This is a genomic window from Lysobacter panacisoli (assembly GCF_009765165.1).
Taxonomy (GTDB): domain Bacteria; phylum Pseudomonadota; class Gammaproteobacteria; order Xanthomonadales; family Xanthomonadaceae; genus Lysobacter_J; species Lysobacter_J panacisoli.
On record NZ_VLNU01000001.1, the window covers coordinates 2,424,993 to 2,444,457 of the forward strand.

Below are 19,465 nucleotides of genomic sequence, written 5' to 3' on the forward strand. Positions count from 1 at the left end.
ACGGCCCGTACTTCCTCATCTGCAATCGGGAAACACCCATGACTCCACGCCACGCCGTCCTTCCGCTCGCCCTGATGCTGGCCTGCGGTTCCACGTCCGCACTGGCCGCACGCGGCTTCGAAGTGCGCGACCTCGCCACGCTCGACCGCGTGTCCTCGCCGACGCTGTCGCCGGACGGTCGTCGCGTGGTTTTCGCCAAGCGCGTGGCCGATCTGGCCGCCAACAAGTCGGCGACGGCCCTGTGGATCGAAGACCTGTTCGCGCGCGATGCCGCGCCGCCGGTGCGCCTCACGCCGGAAGGCTGGAACGTCAACTCGCCGGCGTTCTCGCCCGACGGAAAGACGGTGTACTTCCTCAGCGGCAAGTCGGGCAGCTCGCAGCTGTACGCGATCGCCACCAGCGGCGGCACGCCGAAGCAGCTGACCGCGTTCACGACCGACGTCGGCGGCTTCAAGCTGTCGCCGGACGGCAAGCGCGTCGCGCTGAACCTGGAAACCTTCGCCGACTGCAAGGCCGACCTCGCCTGCACGCAGAAGCGCATGGACGAGCGCGGCAAGCAGAAGAACACCGGCATGGTGTTCGACCGCATCTTCATCCGTCACTGGGACGCCTGGAACGACGGCCGCCTCAACCGCCTGTTCGTGGCCACGCTCGGCGACAAGCCGGCGACGACCGCGACGCTGGTCAGCGGTGACGTCAACGGCGACGTGCCGTCGCGTCCGTTCGGCGACAGCGGCGAATACACCTGGTCGCCGGACGGCCAGTCGCTGGTGTTCAACGCACGCATCGCCGACGCGAAGGAACCCACCTCGACCAATTTCGACCTGTACCAGGTCGCCGCCGACGGCACCGGCAGCGCGAAGAACCTCACCGCCGCCAATCCCGCGTGGGATACCGGCGCGACCTTCAGCGCCGACGGCAAGACGCTGTACTACCGCGCGATGAAGCGCCCGGGCTTCGAAGCCGACCGCTTCGGCCTGATGGCGCTCGACCTCGCGAGCGGCAAGCTGCGTGAGATCGCGCCGAAGTGGGACCGCTCCGCCGACGGCATCACGCTCGCCAACGACGGCAAGACCATCTACACCACCGCCACCGACATGGGCGAGCACCCGCTGTTCGCCATCGACATCGCCAGCGGCGAAGTGAAGAAGCTGGTCGGCGACGGCAGCGTGTCCGCCTTCGACCTCGCTGGCCCGACGCTCGCGCTGACGCGCAATTCGCTCAAGAGCGGCGATGTGCTTTACACCACCAGTGCCGATGCGACCGCGCCGCTGCGTGCGATCACCGCCGCTGCCGGCGAGACGCTCAAGGACGTGTCCTTCGGCGACTTCGAGCAGTTCAGCTTCAAGGGCTGGAACAACGAGACCGTGCACGGCTACGTGGTCAAGCCGTGGAATTACGTCGAAGGCCAGAAGTATCCGGTCGCGTTCCTGATCCACGGCGGCCCGCAGGGCAGCTTCGGCAACGGCTGGAGCTATCGCTGGAATCCGCAGACGTACGCGGGCCAGGGCTACGCAGTGGTGATGATCGACTTCCACGGTTCCACCGGTTACGGCCAGGCGTTCACCGACGCGATCAGCCAGCACTGGGGCGACCGTCCGCTGGAAGACCTGCAGAAGGGCTGGGCCGCCGCGCAGAAGCAGTACGGCTTCCTCAACGGCGACAAGGCCTGCGCGCTGGGCGCGAGCTACGGCGGCTTCATGGTCAACTGGATCGCCGGCAACTGGCACACGCCTGCATCTGGGCCGTGGAAGTGCCTGGTCAACCATGACGGTGTGTTCGACCAGCGCATGATGGGCTTCGCCACCGAGGAACTGTGGTTCACCGAGTGGGAACAGGGCGGCACCGCGATCGACAAGGCGTCGAACTACGAGAAGTTCAACCCGGTCAACCACGTCAAGGATTGGCGCGTGCCGATGCTGGTCGTGCACGGCCAGCAGGACTTCCGCATCCCGGTGGAGCAGGGCATCGGCGCGTTCACCGCGCTGCAGCGCCAGGGCATCGAGTCGAAGTTCCTGTACTTCCCCGATGAGAACCACTGGGTGCTCAAGCCCGCCAACAGCGTGCAGTGGCACGACACCGTCAACGCCTGGCTGAAGCAGCACATCGGCCAGTAAGCGACGTCCGACACGACCGCACGACCAACGGAACCCGACGATGCAAGAAGCTCCCAGTACCGCGCTGATCACCAACGACATCGTGGTACTGGGGCTGATCGCCGCCACGCTCGGGGCGGTGTTCTGGACGTCCTCGCTGGCGTCGTTCCGCAAGTTCTACGCGATCGTGCCGGCGTTGTTGCTGTGCTACCTGATCCCGGGCCTGTTCAACACGTTCGACGTCATCGACGGCGCCAACAGCAAGCTCTACAACCCGGTCGCCAGCCGCGTGCTGTTGCCGGCGGCGCTGGTGCTGCTGACGCTGTCGATCGACCTGAAGGCCGTGCTGCGGCTCGGGCCGAAGCTGGTGGCGATGTACGCCACCGCGTCGATCAGCGTGGTGCTCGGCGGCATCCTCGCGTTCCTGCTGTTCCAGGCGGTGCATCCGGAAACCGTCGCGGGCGATACCTGGGCGGGCATGACCGCGCTGGCCGGCAGCTGGACCGGCGGCGGCGCGAACATGCTGGCGATGAAGGAGATCTTCCAGGTCGACGCGACCACGTTCGGGCAGTTCGCGGTCGTCGATGTCGGCGTGGGTTATGTATGGATGGCAGCGCTGATCTTCCTCGCCGGCCGCTCCGCCGCGATCGATGCGCGTAGCGGCGCCGACACGCGCGCGATCGACGAGCTCAAGGACAAGCTCGCCGCGTTCAAGGCGCAGCACAGCCGCGTGGCGACGCTCACCGACCTGATGGTCATCATCGGCATCGCCTTCGGCACCGTCGGCCTGGCGCACGCGCTGGCGTCGCCGCTGTCGACGTGGTTCGGCGCGAACGTGAGCTGGGCGCGCACGGTCAGCCTGCACGAACCGTTCGTGTGGGTGGTGCTGATTTCCACTTTCGTCGGCCTGGGCCTGAGCTTCACCCGCGCGCGCACGCTGGAAGGCGCGGGCGCATCGAACATCGGCACACTGCTGCTGTATTTCCTGATCGCCAGCATCGGCATGCAGATGGACATCGTCGCGCTGTTCGACCGGCCGTGGCTGTACCTGCTGGGACTGGTGTGGCTGGCATTCCACATCGCGCTGCTGTGGCTGGTCGGCAAGCTGCTACGCGTGCCGTTCTTCTATTTCGCCATCGGCTCGCAGAGCAACATCGGCGGTCCTGCCTCCGCACCGGTCGTGGCCTCGGCCTTCCATCCCGCGCTCGCACCGGTCGGCGCGCTGCTGGGCACGCTGGGTTATGCGACGGGTACGGGACTGGCGTACGTGCTGGGGTTGATCCTGCGTTCGCTGGCGGAGTGAGTCCGGCGTTGCCCTAACGCACCTGAGCCCGCGACGCGCGCGGGCGCTCTCCGTTGGAGCGGTGCCCCTGGCGGGTCGAATTCACATCGATCGCCCGTGTGACTGCGACTGTTGCCGCTGCTCCTGCCACTGCGCCACGCGCGCCTGATGTTGCTGCTCGTACGCGCCGGCCTTCTCCATAGTCTCGGCGAGAGGCGGTGCAGGCGTGCGCAGATCGACCATGCCGTCAGACAGGAATGAGCCCAGCACCCAGGCCTTACCGTCGTGGACGTGAACCGATTCCACCTGATTCGGCCGCACACCGCCTTGCCTTGCCGCCAGCGTCAGCTCGGCCACCTTCTCATCGCTCGTGTCGGCCGGCAACTTATCCCGCAGCTCGCGGAACAGCGGATGGTTCGGGTGCGCGGGATCGAGGTAGGTCGGCGGTGCGAGGTCGGTTTCGCCCTTGGACGGTACTGACCACGCTTGCGGAGTGCGCGCACGATCGGAGCCCTGATTCGGCATGTCGGAAGCACGATACCGTTCCGGCATGGCGGGCGTTTCGCGATGCGAGATGGCTTGCGGCAATGCGGGCAAGTGCTCGATGGCCAACGGTTCTACATGGTGCCACTGGAACTGCCGGGCCAGCTGCAGATCGACCGGTTCCGCGTCGCGGCACGGATCGACGATCTTGCAGTTGGCCAACTCCGAGCGCAGGTTGCGTTGGCCATCGTGGTCCATCCGAACGCCCCATACCGCCGTTGCGCCCTGGGTTTGATGGATCGTGTACTGCACCGGGTTGCTCGGCACCGGCCGATGCTCGAATAACGGCCGGTCGCTCAGTGCGTTGAGGTAGTCGGCCATGCCGTTGAAGGCCAGCGTTTCCAAGCCGTCGGCGCGGTTGCCACCGCCGACGTTGGAATGACCACCCGAGACGGGCATGTTGAGGAAGCGGCCAGCGGCGGAACGCTGCGGGTCGAGGATGGTCTGGTGCGGAAACAACTCACGCTGCTCGTCACGTGCGATCAGCGAGAAGCCTGAGACGACCGACGGCGGCAGGCGTGTGTCGTAGTTCTCAGGCATGTTCGTCGCGACCGGGTCGAACAGGCCGACGGCTTGTGCGACCTGACCCGGTGGGATCAGCGGCGGGTGCGGGGTTTTGACCGTGAGGTTGCCGTGGGCGTCGCGGCCGAACCTCAGTTGATCGGGATGGACGATGCCGTACTCGTCCACCAGTCGCGCCAGTCCCGGCACCAGCACTGCGCCTCGGCTGTAGCCGACTTCGGCGAGGCGGATCTGTGCTTGTGGGTCTTGCTGCTGCCACTTCCAAGTTTGATCGGCCAGAGCCCGGTACATCCCCTCGATCTTGTCGTCCCAAGTGTAGGCGGCAGCGCCATCAACCATGCGGGTGATCGGATTCTTCTGTGTGCCGATGCCGGCTTCGTAGTGCGCACCAATCCGATTGGTCGGATCACGATTCGGTTCGTAAACCTGCTTCCACAACTCTCCAATATTGGTCGGCAGTTGCTTGGGGTCGTTGACATCCTGCCCGGTGCCATCGAACAGCGCGACGAACAGATACTCGTGCAGGTTGCTGCGACTGTGCAGCAGCGGCACGGGTTGTTGCGCCTGCTGCTGCCGCATCCGCTCGTAGAGTTCCAGATCCTGCGTAGTGGCCTGGCGGGACGTGCCGCCGGAAACGATGCCGCCCATGTATCACGCTCCTTGTGTCAGTAGGTATAGGTCTTGACCAGAATCAGGTCGTCGCGCCAGTCTCTCCGCATATGACCTGCGACCTCGACCTGCCTCTTCAGCGGAATCCCTTGCCGCATGTAGACCCGGATCGTACGGTCGTTGACTTCCAGCAGGATGTGCGGATCAAGGACCAACTTGCCGTCGGGCTGTTCGACGATCTCCTCGCGCGGCACGTTGTGCCGGATCAACCGGTCCTTGAAGATCTCTCCTATATCGATCTTGGCTTTGTGCTCGGTGCCGTCCTTCGAACGCCACCTCACCTCGGCCGGGGGCGGGAAGTTATCGACGCCGTACCCGCCCATCCAGTGGTCAAGGTATCCGGGGCCGTACTTCGAGGAAGGTGGTGACGGCTTCTCGCTGCCGCTTTCCAGACCGCCATACCAGACGCTGCAATACTGAGTGTCGTAGCACCACGCGCCGAAATTGTGCCGCTTGAACTTCAACGGCCACTTCACCGGCTGAAGGTTCATCTCCGCGCGCACCGCCGCGAAGTACTCCTCGGAGTACGGCACCATCTCGGAAGAATCCCGACGCAGTGGTTTTGCGGCGGTGAGCGGATGGGCGCACGCAGCCAGTCCCAGACTCGCGGCCGCAGCCAGGTGCTTCAGCTTCATTTCGTCGTTCTCCCTTTCCTCATTGCGGCGATGCGCCGCCAGTTCCAGCTCCTGCACGACAGGGCGTGCGCGCGGTGACGGCGCCAGTTCCGGGCAGTCCTCCCACAGCGCCTCGTGGAACGGGCGACGCTGGATCGGAATCGGTGAGTGCTCTGGCTGTATTGCCGTAGAAGGCTTCTCGACAGAATGCGGACGGAGACTCCTGAGCCATTCCGCCTGCGCGCGATCCCGTTCACGCCATCGCCCTTCGGACCAGAAGAACGCGACCAGTACGCCCAGCGATAGCGATGCGCTGAGCGCCACCGCCGCGTAGATCATGATCTCCACCCTCACTGCCGCTCCCGCCTCTGGTAGACGCGCCGCTGCGCGCGGCTTATGCCCCAGAGATCACCGCATCGCGCGGGTTCGGGCAATCAGACGAAGTCTTGTCCGTGGGCCTGCAGCGCTTTCGGCACGGATCGCGTCGGCTCCTTTATCGATCGAGTCCACTGCGGGAGCGTCGAATGCGGGAGGGAGGGCCCAAAAGGAAAGGCGCCGTCCCATTGGGCGGCGCCTTTGCCCAACCTATCAATGTGTGCTCAACAACAGCGACTACGCCCCTTCCCATACCGCGCATCCATCCGCTCGCGGAAGAACTCATCGCGGGTCATCGGTTCGCGGTCCGGGTGGTTGCGCCGCACGTGGGCGGCGTACACGTCGTAGTCGGGAATGCCGATCGCGAGCCGGGCGGTCTGGCAGCTCGCACGCCACCAGCGTGCGAGCAGGTCCAGGGCCAGCCGGCCAGCGTCAGCGGGCGACGGCATCGAGCGCGACATAGTCGGTCTCCTTCGCGGTCGGCGTGTTGGCGCGGCGCGCGGCGAACGCGGCGCGCAGGCCGAAGAACACCGTGGCCAGCACCACCGCGACGAACAGCGCGCACAGTCCCGCGTCGAGGTAGTTGTTGAAGATCACGCGCGACATGTCGTCCATCGACTTCGCCGGCGCCAGCACCTCGCCGCGCGCGGCGGCGTCGGCGAACTTGCGGGCGTTGGCGATGAAGCCGATCTTCGGATCCGGGTGGAACAGCTTCTGCCAACCCGCGGTGAGCGTGCAGATCAGCAGCCACGCGGTCGGGATCAGCGGGATCCACAGGAACTTCTCGCGCTTCATCTTCACCATCACGACACTGCAGAACACCAGCGCGATGCCAGCGAGCATCTGGTTGGCGATGCCGAACAGCGGCCACAGCGTGTTGATGCCGCCCAGCGGATCGACCACGCCCTGGTAGAGGAAGTACCCCCACAGCGCGACCGCGATCAGCGTGCACACGACGTTGCTCACCCAGCTTTCGGTGTGCTTCATCGGCTCGTACGCTAGGCCCACGAGTTCCTGGATCATGAAGCGCGCCACGCGCGTGCCGGCGTCGACCGTGGTGAGGATGAACAGCGCTTCGAACAGGATCGCGTAGTGGTACCAGAACGCCATCATCCCTTCGCCCGGGATCAGTCCGTGCAGGATCTGCGCCATGCCCACCGCGAGCGTTGGTGCGCCGCCGGTGCGCGAGAGGATCGTGCCTTCACCGATTTCCTTCGCGGTCGCGGTCAACACCTCGGGCGTGAGCACGAAGCCCCAGCTCGAGATCGCGGCGGCGGCGGATTCGGCGGTGGTGCCGATCAACGCGGCGGGCGCGTTCATCGCGAAGTACACGCCCGGCTGCAGCACGCACGCGGCGATCAGCGCCATGATCGCGACGAAGGCCTCCATCAGCATGCCGCCGTAGCCGACCATCGGGATGTCGCCCTCGCTGGCGATCATCTTCGGCGTGGTGCCCGAGCTGATCAGCGAATGGAAGCCCGACACCGCGCCGCAGGCGATGGTGATGAACAGGAACGGGAAGAGCTTGCCCGAGAACACCGGGCCGGTGCCGTCGACGAACTTGGTCATCGCCGGCATCTGCAGGTCGGGCATCGCGACGACGATGGCGAGCGCGAGGATCAGCACGGTGCCGATCTTCAGGAACGTCGAGAGGTAGTCACGCGGCGCCAGCAGGAACCACACCGGCAGGACCGAGGCGACGAAACCGTAGGCGATCATCAGCCACGCCAGCGTCGTGCCCTTGAGGTGGAACACCGGGCCCCACGTCGGGTGCGCGGCGACCACGCCACCGCCCCAGATCGCCAGCAGCAGCAGGACGAAGCCGATGACGGAGACCTCGAGGATGCGGCCCGGTCGGAAGTAGCGCAGGTACAGGCCCATCAGGATCGCGATCGGGATCGTCATCGCGACGGTGAACGTGCCCCACGGACTTTCCGCGAGCGCCTTCACCACCACCAGCGCCAGCACCGCCAGCAGGATCACCATGATCATCAGGATGCCGATCATCGAGATCACGCCCGCGGACGGGCCCATCTCGGCGCGGATCATCTCGCCCAGCGAGCGGCCATCGCGACGCGTGGAGAAGAACAGCACCAGCATGTCCTGCACCGCACCGGCCAGGACCACGCCGAACAGGATCCACAACGTGCCGGGCAGATAGCCCATCTGCGCGGCCAGCACCGGGCCGACCAGCGGCCCCGCGCCGGCGATCGCGGCGAAGTGGTGGCCGAACACGATGCTCTTCGCGGTCGGCACATAATCCAGACCGTCGTTGCGACGCCACGCGGGTGTCGCGCGGGAGGGATCGATCACCAGCGCATGGCGCGCGATGTACAGACCGTAGAAACGGAACGCGATGGTGAACACCGACACCGCCGCCACCACCAGCCACATCGCGCTGATGGTTTCGCCACGGTGCAGGGCGATGGTGCCGATGCAGAACGCCGCCAGTACCGCAAGGGCGGCCCAGCCGAGCCAGGACAGACCTTTCATGACACCCCTCCGTTAGGATCACCGAAGGGTCGCGCCGGCTTGCCCGCCGGGTCAATGCGCAATGCGTCAACTCGCCTGAGACTTTGGTCTAAGCGGCGCGCATATCCCGAGCGTTTACATGGACTTGCGCGGTTCCGGGGCGTTCGTCACAGCCATTTGGCGCGGCGCAGCAGCACGAACAGGCCGACGCATACCAGCGCGACCAGGCCGATCATGATCCAGTAGCTGTAGCGGCCGTCGAGTTCGGGCATGTGGGTGAAGTTCATGCCGTACCAGCTGGTGATCAGGGTTGGCGCGGCAAGCAGCGCGGCCCAGCCGGCGAGGCGCTTGACCACTTCGCCCTGGTGGATCGTCACCAGCGACAGGTTCACGCTCATCGCCGCGGTCAGCATCTCGCGCAGGGTGTCGGTGGTTTCGTTCAGCCGCACCGCGTGGTCGAGCACGTCGCGGAAATAGAGCTGGCTCTCGTCGTCGATCAGGGTCGTGCGCGTGCGCGTGAGCTGACCGAGGATGTCCTGCAGCGGCGAGACCGCCATGCGCAGGCGCGTGAGTTCGCGCTTGAGGTCGTACAGGCGCTTGACCGTTTCGCTGCGGAACTCCTCGGCGAAGACGTCCTGCTCCAGCTCGTTCAAGTCCTGGCTGAATTCCTGCACGATCGGCATGAAGTTGTCGACGATCAGGTCGAGCACGGTGTACAGCGCCGCGCCCGGACCGTGCGGAAGGTCGTCGGCGTCGCGCTCGTAGCGCGCGCGGGCCGGCGCGTAGCTCGTCGATGCACCGTGGCGCACCGTCACCAGGTAGCGCGGCCCGACGAAGATGTGGCTCTCGCCGAAGCGGATGTGGCTGTCCACGCTCTGCGCGGTGTGGACCACGATGAACAGCGAATTGCCGTAGGTCTCGATCTTCGGACGCTGGTGCGCGTTCTGGGCGTCTTCGACGGCGAGATCGTGCAGGCAGAATTCTTCCTGCAGCTTGTCGAGGATCGCGTCTTCCGGCTCGTACAGGCCGACCCAGATGAAGTTGTCGCCGTCGTGGGCGAGGACGTCGCTGATCTCGTCCAGGCCGATTTCGCGACGGGCGCCGCCGCGTTCGTACACGGCGCAGTTGACCACGCATTGCGGCAGGCCGTGGCGGTCGGGGGCGGGGGAGTTCATGCGCGAATCGTGCCCGCGCATGGCGGGCACGGCAAGCCTCAACGCGTGCGGAACGCCTGCAGCAGGCCGAGGTGGATCGGCAGCAGCAGCGCGATCCAGTGCGCGTTGCGCTGCGGCAGCACCGGCAGCCAGTACACGAACAGCGCCAGCACCGCGCCAGCGGCAATGAGCGCGAGAAGGCGGCGGAACCAGACGCCCGGATCGCGTCCGCGCAGGGCACGCCACGCGCCCGGCAGCAGAAGCCAGCCCAGCGGGGTGAACAGCAGCAGGTTCGCGTTGGTCCAGCCGTAGGTGTGGCCGGTGCCGAACCAGATGAACAGCATCACCGCGCCGAGCACGCCGCAGAGCAGCCAGAAGGCGAGGCCGACGGCGGCGGTCGCGCGCGGCGCGCGTCGATCCGCGAAGGCGATGAGCACGCCCAGCGCTATGCCCGCCAGCGCCCACGGCCACCAGCGCACCGGGCCGTCCTGCGGTTCCGGCGGCAGGCGATGCGGGAGCACGAGCTGTTCCTCGCTCACGATCGGCCGGCCTTCGCTGTTCTTCACCTCGCGCAGGGCCGCGGCCAAGCGCATCGGCACGTAGGACTCGCCCCACACCGGCAACGGACGGTCGGACGACGGCCCCAGGCCGATGTCGAAGCCCAGCCACATCCACCACGCCGGCGAGGCCAGTCGCACCGCCTCGCTGCGTGCGGTGCTGCCGTGCGAACGGCCTTCGATCTGCCGGCGCAGGCCGCCGTCGAGAACGCGATCGAGCGCGTCGCGCACGCGCGTGGAGCAGTTGTCGTCGAAGTACTGGTAACGGTAGTAGGCGTTTTCGGGCTTGGCGTTCTCGGCCAGCGCGTCGGCGAGTTCGCGCGCCTGTTCGGGCGTCACGTCCAGCCACTGCACGCTGACGCCGCGGCCTTCCTCGCGGTACTGCATCAGGTCCTGCTCGAACGGCAGCGCGGCGAGCCGGTAGCGCATGTCGTTGCGCACGAAGCGGCCGATGAAGTCGGGCTCGGTCGGATCGAAATAGCCGAAGTTGTACGAGGTCGCCGCGCCGCTGTCGGGATCGACCACGACGATGGCGTTATGGCCGAAACGCTCGAAGAAGATCTCGCCCGGCTGCATCGTGACCACGCCCACGCGCGGCGTCGTCGCGGAAGCGATGCCCGCGAACAGCGACAGCAGCGTGAACAGCAGGACCAGCAGCGACGACGGCAGCGGCGCGCGTACGCGCGACTCAGGCGTCACCCAGCACCCCGACGTGGAAGGCATGGACGCGGCGCGCGTCGGCGCCGGAGACGCGGAACACGAAGCGGCCGAGCGTGAGTTCCTCGCCGGCCTCGGGCAGGTGGCCGATCGCGGCCGTGACCAGGCCGCCGATGGTGTCGTATTCGTCGTCGTCAAAGTCGGCACCGAAACGCTCGTTGAAATCGGCGATGGGCGTGAGCGCATCGACCACGAACTGGCCGTCGGCCTGCGCGGCGATCAATGCGTCGGGATCCTCGGCGTCGTCGTGCTCGTCGTCGATCTCGCCGACGATCTGCTCCAGCACGTCCTCGATGGTGACCAGGCCGGCGACGCCGCCGTGCTCGTCGATCACGATCGCCATGTGGTTGCGCGACTGGCGGAACTCGCGCAGCAGCACGTTCAGGCGCTTGGATTCGGGGATCAGTACGGCGGGGCGCAACAGCTCGTGGATCGTGCCCGGGCCGTTGTCGGCGACCACGCCGCGCAGGAGGTCCTTGGCCAGCAGCACGCCGAGGATCTCGTCCTTGTGCTCGCCGTGGACGGGGAAACGGGAGTGGCCGGATTCGACCACTTCGCGCATGAGTTCGAGGAACTTGCCGTCGGCCGGCAGCGACACCATCTGCGAGCGCGGGATCATCACGTCGCCCACGGTCAGGTCGGACACGGCGATCGCGCCTTCCATCATGCGCAGGGTGTCGGCGGCGATCAGCCCGTCGGCCTGCGCATCGCGCAGCAGCTCGACCAGGTCTTCGCGGGAGGAAGGTTCGCCGGAGAGGGCCGAACTGATGCGTTCGAGCCAGGAGCGCGGTTTCTCCGGATGGCGCTTCTCGCTGCGCTTCTCGTGCAGCTCGGCCGGGTGGAAGCTACTACTGTCGTCCTCGGACATTGGGTTCTTGAAGGCGCCCGGGGGGATGGGGCGACAACCCAGTCTAGCGCGGATGGGTCCCACGCGCTCGACGGCCCCGCGAGGCCGCGATCAGTCCTGGTAAGGGTCGTCGAAGCCGATCGAGGCGAGGATCTCGCGCTCCAGCTGCTCCATGCACACCGCTTCCTTCTCGTCCGCGTGGTCCCAGCCGAGCAGGTGCAGGACGCCGTGGACGGTGAGGTGGGCGTAGTGCGCCGCGACCGCCTTCTTCTGTTCCTTGGCCTCGCGTGCCACCACCGGCGCGCAGATGACCAGGTCGCCCAGCAGCGGCATCTTCACGCCCTTGGGCAGACCCTCCGGCATTTCCGCCGGGAAGCTCAGCACATTGGTCGCGTAATCCTTGCCGCGGTAATGGTGGTTGAGCGCGCGGCCTTCCTTGGTGCCGACGATGCGGATCGCCAGGTCGGCCTCGCGGATGCGGCTTTCCAATGCAGCGGCGACCCACTTGCGGAAACTGACCGCGGAAGGAATGCCGGTGCGCGGGACGGCGTAATTGATGGCGACGTCTAGACGAGTGGGGCCGCGGGTCATGGAGGAGGTCGCTCGGATTCGCAGGATCGATTCGCGATCAGGCGGACGGGCCGGTGGCCGCGTCCTGCGCGTCGCGCGCGTCGTAGGCGTTGACGATGCGCGCCACCAGCGGGTGGCGCACGACGTCGCGCGATTCGAAGAAGGTGAAGCTGATGCCGTTGACGTTGCGCAGCACGTCCAGTGCGTCCTTGAGGCCGGACTTCTGGTGCTTGGGCAGGTCGATCTGGGTCAGGTCGCCGGTCACCACGGCGGTGCTGCCGTAGCCGATGCGGGTCAGGAACATCTTCATCTGCTCGATCGTGGTGTTCTGCGCTTCGTCGAGGATCACATACGCATCGTTAAGCGTTCGTCCGCGCATGTAAGCCAGCGGCGCGATCTCGATGACGTTCTTCTCGAGCAGCTTGACGACCTTCTCGACGCCGAGCATCTCGTACAGCGCGTCGTAGAGCGGACGAAGATAGGGGTCGACCTTCTGGGTCAGATCGCCCGGCAGGAAACCGAGCTTCTCGCCGGCCTCGACCGCGGGGCGTACGAGTACCAGCCGCTGCACGCGCGCTTCGTTCAGCGCTTCCACCGCGCTGGCGACCGCGAGGAACGTCTTGCCGGTGCCGGCCGGGCCGATGCCGAAGTTGATGTCGTGCGTGGCGATCGCGTGCAGGTACTTCGCCTGGTTGATGCCGCGTCCGCGGATGGTTCCGCGCTTGACGCGGATCGCGACTTCCTGCGGTTCGGCGTCGTCGTTGGCGACGTTGTCGGCGTCGATCTCGGTCAGGCGCAGGTGGATCGATGGTTCGGTCAGCGTTTCTTCGGCGGCATCGCGCCAAAGGTCGCGCAGCAGCCGTTCCGCCTTGCCGACCGCGTCCTGCGGTCCGACGATGCGGAAGATGTTGCCGCGATTGGCGATCTCGACACCCAGGCGCAGTTCGATCATGCGCAGGTGGCCGTCGAAGGGGCCGCTGAGGTTGGCCAGGCGCTCGGTTTCGGCCGGCTCAAGGACGAATTCGGACGTGGTTCGGGTCATCGGGGGGACCGGTCTTTCCGTGTCGGCACGGGACGCGCGGGTGCGCGCCGGGGGCAAACAGCTTGCGCCCGCGAGGCGCATTTCGCAAAGGGAAGGCTAGTGGCGACGTTCGCGCCGATGCGCAGCGAATGCACGCCACGACAGCCACGCGCCGATCGCACCGAGCAGCAGCGAACCGATCAGCCACACCTGCATCACCGTGTCGGTCCACGCGTTCGGATCACGCGAGACGCGCATGAAAAAGCGCAGCAGTCCCAGCGCCGACAGTCCGCAGAACCACAACGCGAGCGCGCTGCGCTGGAGCAGGTTGGCGGGGCGTGGCGAGGGCATGCGCGGGCTCCGGTCGGGGCGCCGCAAACGATAGGACAGAACGCGCCGGGGCCGTGTTGCAGGGCTGGGCGGCTGGCGGGGATCGACCGCTCGTCGGCTTGGGGTTGAAAACTAATTAAGCACGCAATTAAATATTGGCCATGAGTCCGAAAGCCCCGTCCGCCCCGCGTAAAAGCCCCGGTCGTCCGTCGAAAGGCCGCGCCCCCGGCCGCCCCGGTCCCGACAGTCCCGATCTGCGCGCGCGCCTGCTCGACGCCGCCATCGCGTGCTTCGTCCGCGAGGGCATCGCGGCGACGCCGCTGCGCGCGATCGCGGTGGAAGCGGGCGTCACGCCGGCCCTGCTCCACTACTACTTCGGCGACAAGGAACAGCTGAAGGAGGCGGTCATCTCCGAGCGAGTGCTGCCCGCATTCAACCAGTTGCGCGAGCCGCTGCTGAACGCCGGCGACGACGTGTGCGGGCTGGTCGCGGGCTTCGTCAACGGCGTCGGCCGGCTGGTCGCCGCGCATCCGTGGCTGCCGCCGCTGTGGGTGCGTGAGGTGTTGTGCGAAGGCGGCGCGCTGCGCGACGTGCTGTTCGAGCGCATCGGCCCGCAACTGCCGCAGATGATGACCGCGCGCTTCGCGCGGGCGCAGGCACGCGGCGAAATCAACGAAGACCTCGACCCGCGTCTGCTGATGGTGTCGCTGGTCGGACTCACGCTGTTCCCCGCAGCAGGCGCGCCGATCTGGCGTCGTCTGCTGCAGGCGGACGATCTCGACTTCGACGCGCTGCGCCGGCACACCCTCGCGTTGCTGGATCGCGGCCTGGGCATGGGCTGAGACATGGACATGGCACGACACACCCCTCGCGTTCTCGCCCTTGCGCTGAGCGCATTCGCGCTGGTCGGCTGCGGTAACGAGCAACCACAGGCGCTGGGCACGCTGGAATGGGACCGCATCGCGTTGCCCGCGCCAGCGTCGGAGAAGATCGTCCGCATCGACGTGCGCGAAGGCCAGCAGGTCAAGGCGGGAACCCGCCTGCTGCAGCTGGAGCTGACGCGCACGCAGTCGCAACTGGATGCCCTGCAGGCGCAGGCGCGACAGGCCGGCGACGTGCTGGCCGAACTCGAAGCCGGACCGCGCAGCGAGGAAATCGCGCGCGCGCGCGCGGCACTCGCCGCCGCGCAGGCCGAAGCCGCCGATGCGCGAGCGTATTACACGCGCCTGCAACCGCTCGGCCGCCAGCGCCTCGTCGCCGCGTCCGACGTCGACCGCGCCCGCGCCGCCGCCGGCAACGCCGAAGCGCAGGTCCGCGCCGCGCAGGCCGCGCTGCTCGAACTCGAACGCGGCACGCGCATCGAACAGATCGCGCAGGGACGTTCCGCGCTCGCCGCGGCGCAGGCACAGGCCGCGGTCGAAGCGGTCACGCTGGAGAAGCTCGACCTGATCGCGCCACGCGCCGGCGTCATCGACAGCCTGCCGTACCGGCTCGGCGACCAGGCCCCGGTGGGTGCGCCGCTCGCGGTGATGCTGGTGGGCGACAAGCCCTACGCGCGCGTGTACGTCCCCGAACCGATCCGCGCGAACGTGCAGGTCGGCAGCGACGCGCGCGTGTTCCTCGATGGCCGCGACCAAGCGCTGCCCGGTCGCGTGCGCATGATCCGCAATGAACCCAGCTTCACGCCGTACTACGCGCTCACCGGCAAGGACGCGGCGCGGCTGAGTTACCTCGCCGAAGTGGAAATCACCGGTGGCGATTCCGCGAAACTGCCTGCCGGCGTGCCGGTGCGGGTCGAGTTCGCGGCGCGGGGGAAGTAACCGTGGCCGACACCGACCTGGCGATCCGCGCGCGCGGGCTGACCAAGCGCTTCGGCGAACTGGTCGCGGTAGATCACGTCGACCTCAGCGTCCCGCGCGCGAACGTCTACGGCTTCCTTGGCCCGAACGGGTCCGGCAAGACCACCACGATCCGCATGCTGTGCGGTCTGCTCACGCCGACGCAGGGCGATGTCGAAGTGCTCGGCCTGCGCATCCCGGAGCAGGCGGAGGAGCTGCGTCGCCGCATCGGCTACATGACCCAGAAGTTCTCGCTGTTCGAGGACCTCACCGTGCGCGAGAACCTGGAATTCCTTGCCGCTGTGCAGGACATTCCGCGCGCACAGGCTGCGCGGCGCATCGACGAACTCGTCGTGCAGTACCACTTCCAGGATCGCCAGAAGCAACTCGCCGGCACGATGAGCGGCGGCCAGAAGCAGCGCCTCGCGCTGGCCGGTGCGGTTATCCAGGATCCCGAGCTGCTGTTCCTCGACGAACCGACCAGCGCGGTCGATCCGGAATCGCGGCGCGATTTCTGGGAGAAGCTCTTCGACCTCGCCGATGCTGGCACGACCATCCTCGTCTCCACGCACTACATGGACGAAGCCGAGCGGTGCCACCGCATCGCCATCCTCGACCGTGGCGTACTCGTCGCCGACGGAACGCCCGACGAGCTGACGCGCGCGCTGGGCGGACGCACCGTGGAAGTGCTGGCCGCACAACCGCGCAAGGCGCAACAACTTCTGGTCAACGTGCCGGGCGTGCTCAGCGTGGCGCAGATCGGCAATACGCTGCGCGTGCTCAACGAGCGCGACGGCGATGCGGCGGAACGCCTGCGCAGAGCGCTCGCCGACGCGGGGCTGGAAGCGCAGGTCGAGCCGTCGCATCCGAACCTCGAAGATGTGTTCGTTTCCTCCACGCGCGGTCGCGCCGAGCCGGCGCAGGAGCGCGCCGCATGAGCCTGCGCCGCCTGTTCGCGATCGTGACGAAGGAGCTTCGCCAGATGCGCCGCGACCGCATCACCCTGGCGATGATCGTCGGCATCCCGGTGATGCAGCTTGTGCTGTTCGGCTATGCGATCAACCTCAATCTGCGCGGCCTCGAAACCGGCATCGCCGACCAGGCCAATACCGCCGGCTCGCGCGCGGTGGTGATGGACATGGTCGCCACCGGTGTGATCGATCCGAGCGTCACCGCGAGCACGCCGCAGGAACTGATGGAACACCTGCGTCGTGGCGAGATCAGCGTCGGCATCGTGATCCCGCCGGATTTCGAGCGTCGCCGATACGAGGGCCGCGAAGCCGTGCAGGTGCTGGTCGACGGCAGCGACACGGTGGTGCAGAGCGCGGCGGTGCAACTCGCGCAATTGCCGCTGGACAATCGCGCCACCGCGAACACGCGCCCGGCGCGCGACGGCACCGGGCAGCTCGCGGTCGGACAGATCAGCGTGGTGGCGTTCTACAACCCGGAGCGGCGCTCACCGATCAACATCGTGCCGGGCCTGATCGGCGTGATCCTGACCATGACGATGGTGCTGTTCACCGGCGTCGCCATCGTGCGCGAACGCGAGCGCGGCAACATGGAACTGCTGATCGCCACGCCGTTGTCGCGCTCGGAGCTGATGATCGGCAAGGTCCTGCCTTATGCCGCGATCGGCCTGGTGCAGACCACGGTGATCCTGCTGCTGGGCGTGTGGCTGTTCGAGGTACCGATACGCGGCAGCCTGCTCGACGTCTACTTCGCCGCGGTGCTGCTGATCTTCGCCAACCTCACTCTGGGCCTGCTGATCTCGACCAAGGCGCGCTCGCAGTTCCAGGCGATGCAGATGACGTTCTTCGTGTTCCTGCCGTCGATCCTGCTGTCGGGATTCATGTTCCCGTTCGCGGGCATGCCGAAGGTGGTGCAGTGGCTGGCCGAGGTCCTGCCCCTGACCCATTTCCTGCGGCTGATACGCGGGATCATGCTGCGCGGCGCCGGCCTGCTGGAATTGTGGCCGGAGGTGCTGGCACTGCTGGCGTTCACCACGGTGATGATGACGGCCGCGATCCTGCGCTTCCGCAAGCGGTTGGACTGATTTCGCACTTGCCTCCGGCGCCGGGTTTGCGCACAGTCCGGACACTTTCGGACATGTGGGGTAGGGGATGCGCAAGCTCGCGTTGGCCGTGTCGGCGGCCCTGGTGGCGATGTCGGGAACCGCGTTTGCGGCGAAGGTCACAGTGCTCAGCGCCGCGAAGATCCACACCCTCGACACGGCGCATCCCGCCGCGCAGGCGATGGCCTACGACGACGGCGGTCGCATCCTCGCGCTGGGCGATACCGCCACGCTGCTGAGGTCCTACCCGAAGGCGCAGCGACTGGACCTGGGCGCGGCCACGGTGATTCCTGGCCTGATCGACGCACACGCGCATGTGGCCGGGCTCGGCATGACCATGCTCAGCGCGGATCTGGTCGGGGCGCAGAGCAAGGAAGAGGTCCTGCAGCGCCTGCAGGCGTTCGCGAAGCAGTTGCCCGATGGCGCATGGCTGATCGGTCGTGGCTGGGACCAGAACGACTGGCCCGAGAAGCGCTTCCCGAGCGCGGCCGATCTCGACGCGGCCTTCCCCGATCGTCCGGTCTGGCTGGAACGCATCGATGGCCACGCCGGTTGGGCCAACACCGCCGCGATGCGCGCGGTGACGCGCGATCTCTCCGGCGAGTGGCAGCCCGACGGCGGCCGCATCGAACGCGGCGCGTCGAAGCGTCCGACCGGCATCTTCGTCGACGGCGCGATGGCGCTGGTCGACCAGGCCCGTCCACCGCTCGATGAAGCCACCGCCGAACGCGCGCTGTCGCTGGGCATGCAAGCCGCCGTCGAGCATGGCCTCACCGGCGTGCACGACGCCGGCGTGAGCCTGGCCGAACTCAAGCGCTACCAGCGCCTGGCCGATCGCGGCGCGATGCCGTTGCGCATCACCGCGATGGCGGACGGCAACGGCGAAGCGCTGGCGTCGCTGTGCAGCACCGGCCTGTATCGCCACAAGTCCGGGCGCCTGCAGATGCGCACGGTGAAGCTGTACGCCGACGGCGCGCTCGGCAGTCGCGGCGCGGCGATGCTGCAGGAATACAGCGACGACCACGGCAACCTTGGCCTGATGGTGATGTCGCCCGAGCAGATCGCCGTCGCGGTCGACAAGGCCAAGCGCTGCGGCGTGCAGGTCGCCACGCATGCGATCGGCGACCGAGGCAACCGCGTCGTGCTCGAAATCTACGCCAAGGCGCTCGGCAACGACGCTGCGACCGACCACCGCTGGCGCATCGAACACGCTCAGGTTCTGTCGAAGCAGGACCTGCCGCGCCTGGCGCAACTGCACGTGATCGCCTCGATGCAGCCCACGCACGCGACCAGCGACATGCCGTGGGCGGAAGACCGCGTGGGCGCGGAGCGCATCATCGGCGCGTACGCATGGCGCCGGTTGCGCGACAGTGGCGCGCGCCTGGCGCTGGGTTCGGATTTCCCGGTCGAATCGGTCGATCCACGCTTCGGTCTTTATGCCGCCGCGACGCGCACCGACGCGCAGGGACTGCCGGCCGGCGGGTGGTATCCGCAGGAGAAGCTCACCGCGTTCGAAGCGCTGCGCGGCTTCACCCTCGACGCTGCCTACGCCGGCTTCGCGGAGGCGGAAGTCGGCAGCCTGGAAGCCGGCAAGCGCGCGGATTTCGTCGTGCTGACGCAGGACCCGCTGGGCATCGATCCGGGCAAGCTGCGCGATGTCACCGTGCAGGCGACCTACGTGGACGGCAAGGCGGTCTACACGGCGAAGTGATGTCGCGATGCCGTCCGCGCATCAACGCGGACGGAATTCGCTTGAAGGACCCGGGCCACGGAACGTGCCGGTGCGT

General features: G+C 67.2%; 17 protein-coding genes. 7 read left to right on the forward strand and 10 right to left on the reverse strand.

From position 1 onward, the window contains the following. Positions 1-38 precede the first annotated feature (38 nt). Positions 39-2,117 (forward strand): S9 family peptidase, encoded by a 2,079-nt coding sequence (locus FOF45_RS11360; RefSeq protein WP_158984952.1) that lies wholly within the window; start codon positions 39-41, stop codon positions 2,115-2,117. A gap of 40 nt (positions 2,118-2,157) precedes the next feature. Beyond that, positions 2,158-3,399 (forward strand): DUF819 family protein, encoded by a 1,242-nt coding sequence (locus FOF45_RS11365; RefSeq protein ID WP_158984954.1) that lies wholly within the window; start codon positions 2,158-2,160, stop codon positions 3,397-3,399. 81 nt (positions 3,400-3,480) lie between these two features. On the opposite strand, the gene FOF45_RS11370 is transcribed toward FOF45_RS11365, so the two are convergent. The 10 genes from FOF45_RS11370 to FOF45_RS11415 all read right to left on the reverse strand — a co-directional run bounded on the left by FOF45_RS11370 (position 3,481) and on the right by FOF45_RS11415 (position 13,790). Next, on the reverse strand, positions 3,481-5,091 hold the full coding sequence (locus FOF45_RS11370; protein WP_158984956.1) for a T6SS phospholipase effector Tle1-like catalytic domain-containing protein: 1,611 nt from the start codon (positions 5,089-5,091) through the stop codon (positions 3,481-3,483). 17 nt (positions 5,092-5,108) lie between these two features. Continuing rightward, a complete protein-coding gene (locus tag FOF45_RS11375) occupies positions 5,109-6,074 on the reverse strand; it encodes a hypothetical protein (RefSeq protein ID WP_158984958.1) in 966 nt (321 codons plus the stop codon). 251 nt (positions 6,075-6,325) lie between these two features. Continuing rightward, the gene (locus tag FOF45_RS11380) at positions 6,326-6,550 is read right to left on the reverse strand and encodes a YbdD/YjiX family protein (RefSeq protein WP_158987451.1); all 225 of its coding nucleotides are present in this window, start codon (positions 6,548-6,550) and stop codon (positions 6,326-6,328) included. Further along, complete coding sequence (locus FOF45_RS11385; protein WP_158984960.1) at positions 6,534-8,594, reverse strand: carbon starvation CstA family protein; 2,061 nt, start codon at positions 8,592-8,594, stop codon at positions 6,534-6,536. Before FOF45_RS11385 ends, FOF45_RS11380 begins: the two co-directional genes overlap by 17 nt. Before the next feature lie 146 nt (positions 8,595-8,740). Next, positions 8,741-9,748 carry a magnesium/cobalt transporter CorA gene (gene corA, locus FOF45_RS11390; RefSeq protein ID WP_158984962.1) on the reverse strand — a complete coding sequence of 336 codons (1,008 nt, stop codon included), beginning with the start codon at positions 9,746-9,748 and terminating at the stop codon, positions 8,741-8,743. A 38-nt stretch (positions 9,749-9,786) separates the two neighbouring features. Next, on the reverse strand, positions 9,787-11,007 hold the full coding sequence (locus tag FOF45_RS11395) for a lipoprotein N-acyltransferase Lnb domain-containing protein (protein WP_158984964.1): 1,221 nt from the start codon (positions 11,005-11,007) through the stop codon (positions 9,787-9,789). Continuing rightward, positions 10,973-11,869, reverse strand: coding sequence for a CorC family transporter (locus FOF45_RS11400; RefSeq protein ID WP_158984966.1), 897 nt, complete (start codon positions 11,867-11,869; stop codon positions 10,973-10,975). The genes FOF45_RS11395 and FOF45_RS11400 overlap by 35 nt, the downstream gene beginning before the upstream one ends. A gap of 90 nt (positions 11,870-11,959) precedes the next feature. Continuing rightward, entirely contained in the window at positions 11,960-12,439 is a 480-nt protein-coding gene (ybeY, locus tag FOF45_RS11405) for an rRNA maturation RNase YbeY (protein WP_158984968.1), read from the reverse strand. Positions 12,440-12,476: 37 nt separating this feature from the next. Then, a complete protein-coding gene (locus tag FOF45_RS11410) occupies positions 12,477-13,460 on the reverse strand; it encodes a PhoH family protein (protein ID WP_158984970.1) in 984 nt (327 codons plus the stop codon). Positions 13,461-13,556: 96 nt separating this feature from the next. Then, positions 13,557-13,790: a hypothetical protein gene (locus tag FOF45_RS11415; protein WP_158984972.1), complete on the reverse strand. Its 234-nt coding sequence runs from the start codon at positions 13,788-13,790 to the stop codon at positions 13,557-13,559. A 140-nt stretch (positions 13,791-13,930) separates the two neighbouring features. Between FOF45_RS11415 and FOF45_RS11420 the strand changes: the two genes are divergently transcribed. From FOF45_RS11420 to FOF45_RS11440, 5 genes are all read left to right on the forward strand, one after another. Further along, entirely contained in the window at positions 13,931-14,611 is a 681-nt protein-coding gene (locus FOF45_RS11420; RefSeq protein ID WP_158984974.1) for a TetR/AcrR family transcriptional regulator, read from the forward strand. Positions 14,612-14,614: 3 nt separating this feature from the next. Then, a complete protein-coding gene (locus tag FOF45_RS11425; protein ID WP_158984976.1) occupies positions 14,615-15,589 on the forward strand; it encodes an HlyD family secretion protein in 975 nt (324 codons plus the stop codon). A gap of 23 nt (positions 15,590-15,612) precedes the next feature. Further along, positions 15,613-16,545, forward strand: coding sequence for an ABC transporter ATP-binding protein (locus tag FOF45_RS11430; RefSeq protein ID WP_158987453.1), 933 nt, complete (start codon positions 15,613-15,615; stop codon positions 16,543-16,545). After that, positions 16,542-17,660: an ABC transporter permease gene (locus FOF45_RS11435; RefSeq protein ID WP_158984978.1), complete on the forward strand. Its 1,119-nt coding sequence runs from the start codon at positions 16,542-16,544 to the stop codon at positions 17,658-17,660. Before FOF45_RS11430 ends, FOF45_RS11435 begins: the two co-directional genes overlap by 4 nt. Before the next feature lie 67 nt (positions 17,661-17,727). Further along, the gene (locus tag FOF45_RS11440; RefSeq protein ID WP_158984980.1) at positions 17,728-19,389 is read left to right on the forward strand and encodes an amidohydrolase; all 1,662 of its coding nucleotides are present in this window, start codon (positions 17,728-17,730) and stop codon (positions 19,387-19,389) included. Positions 19,390-19,465: the final 76 nt, after the last annotated feature.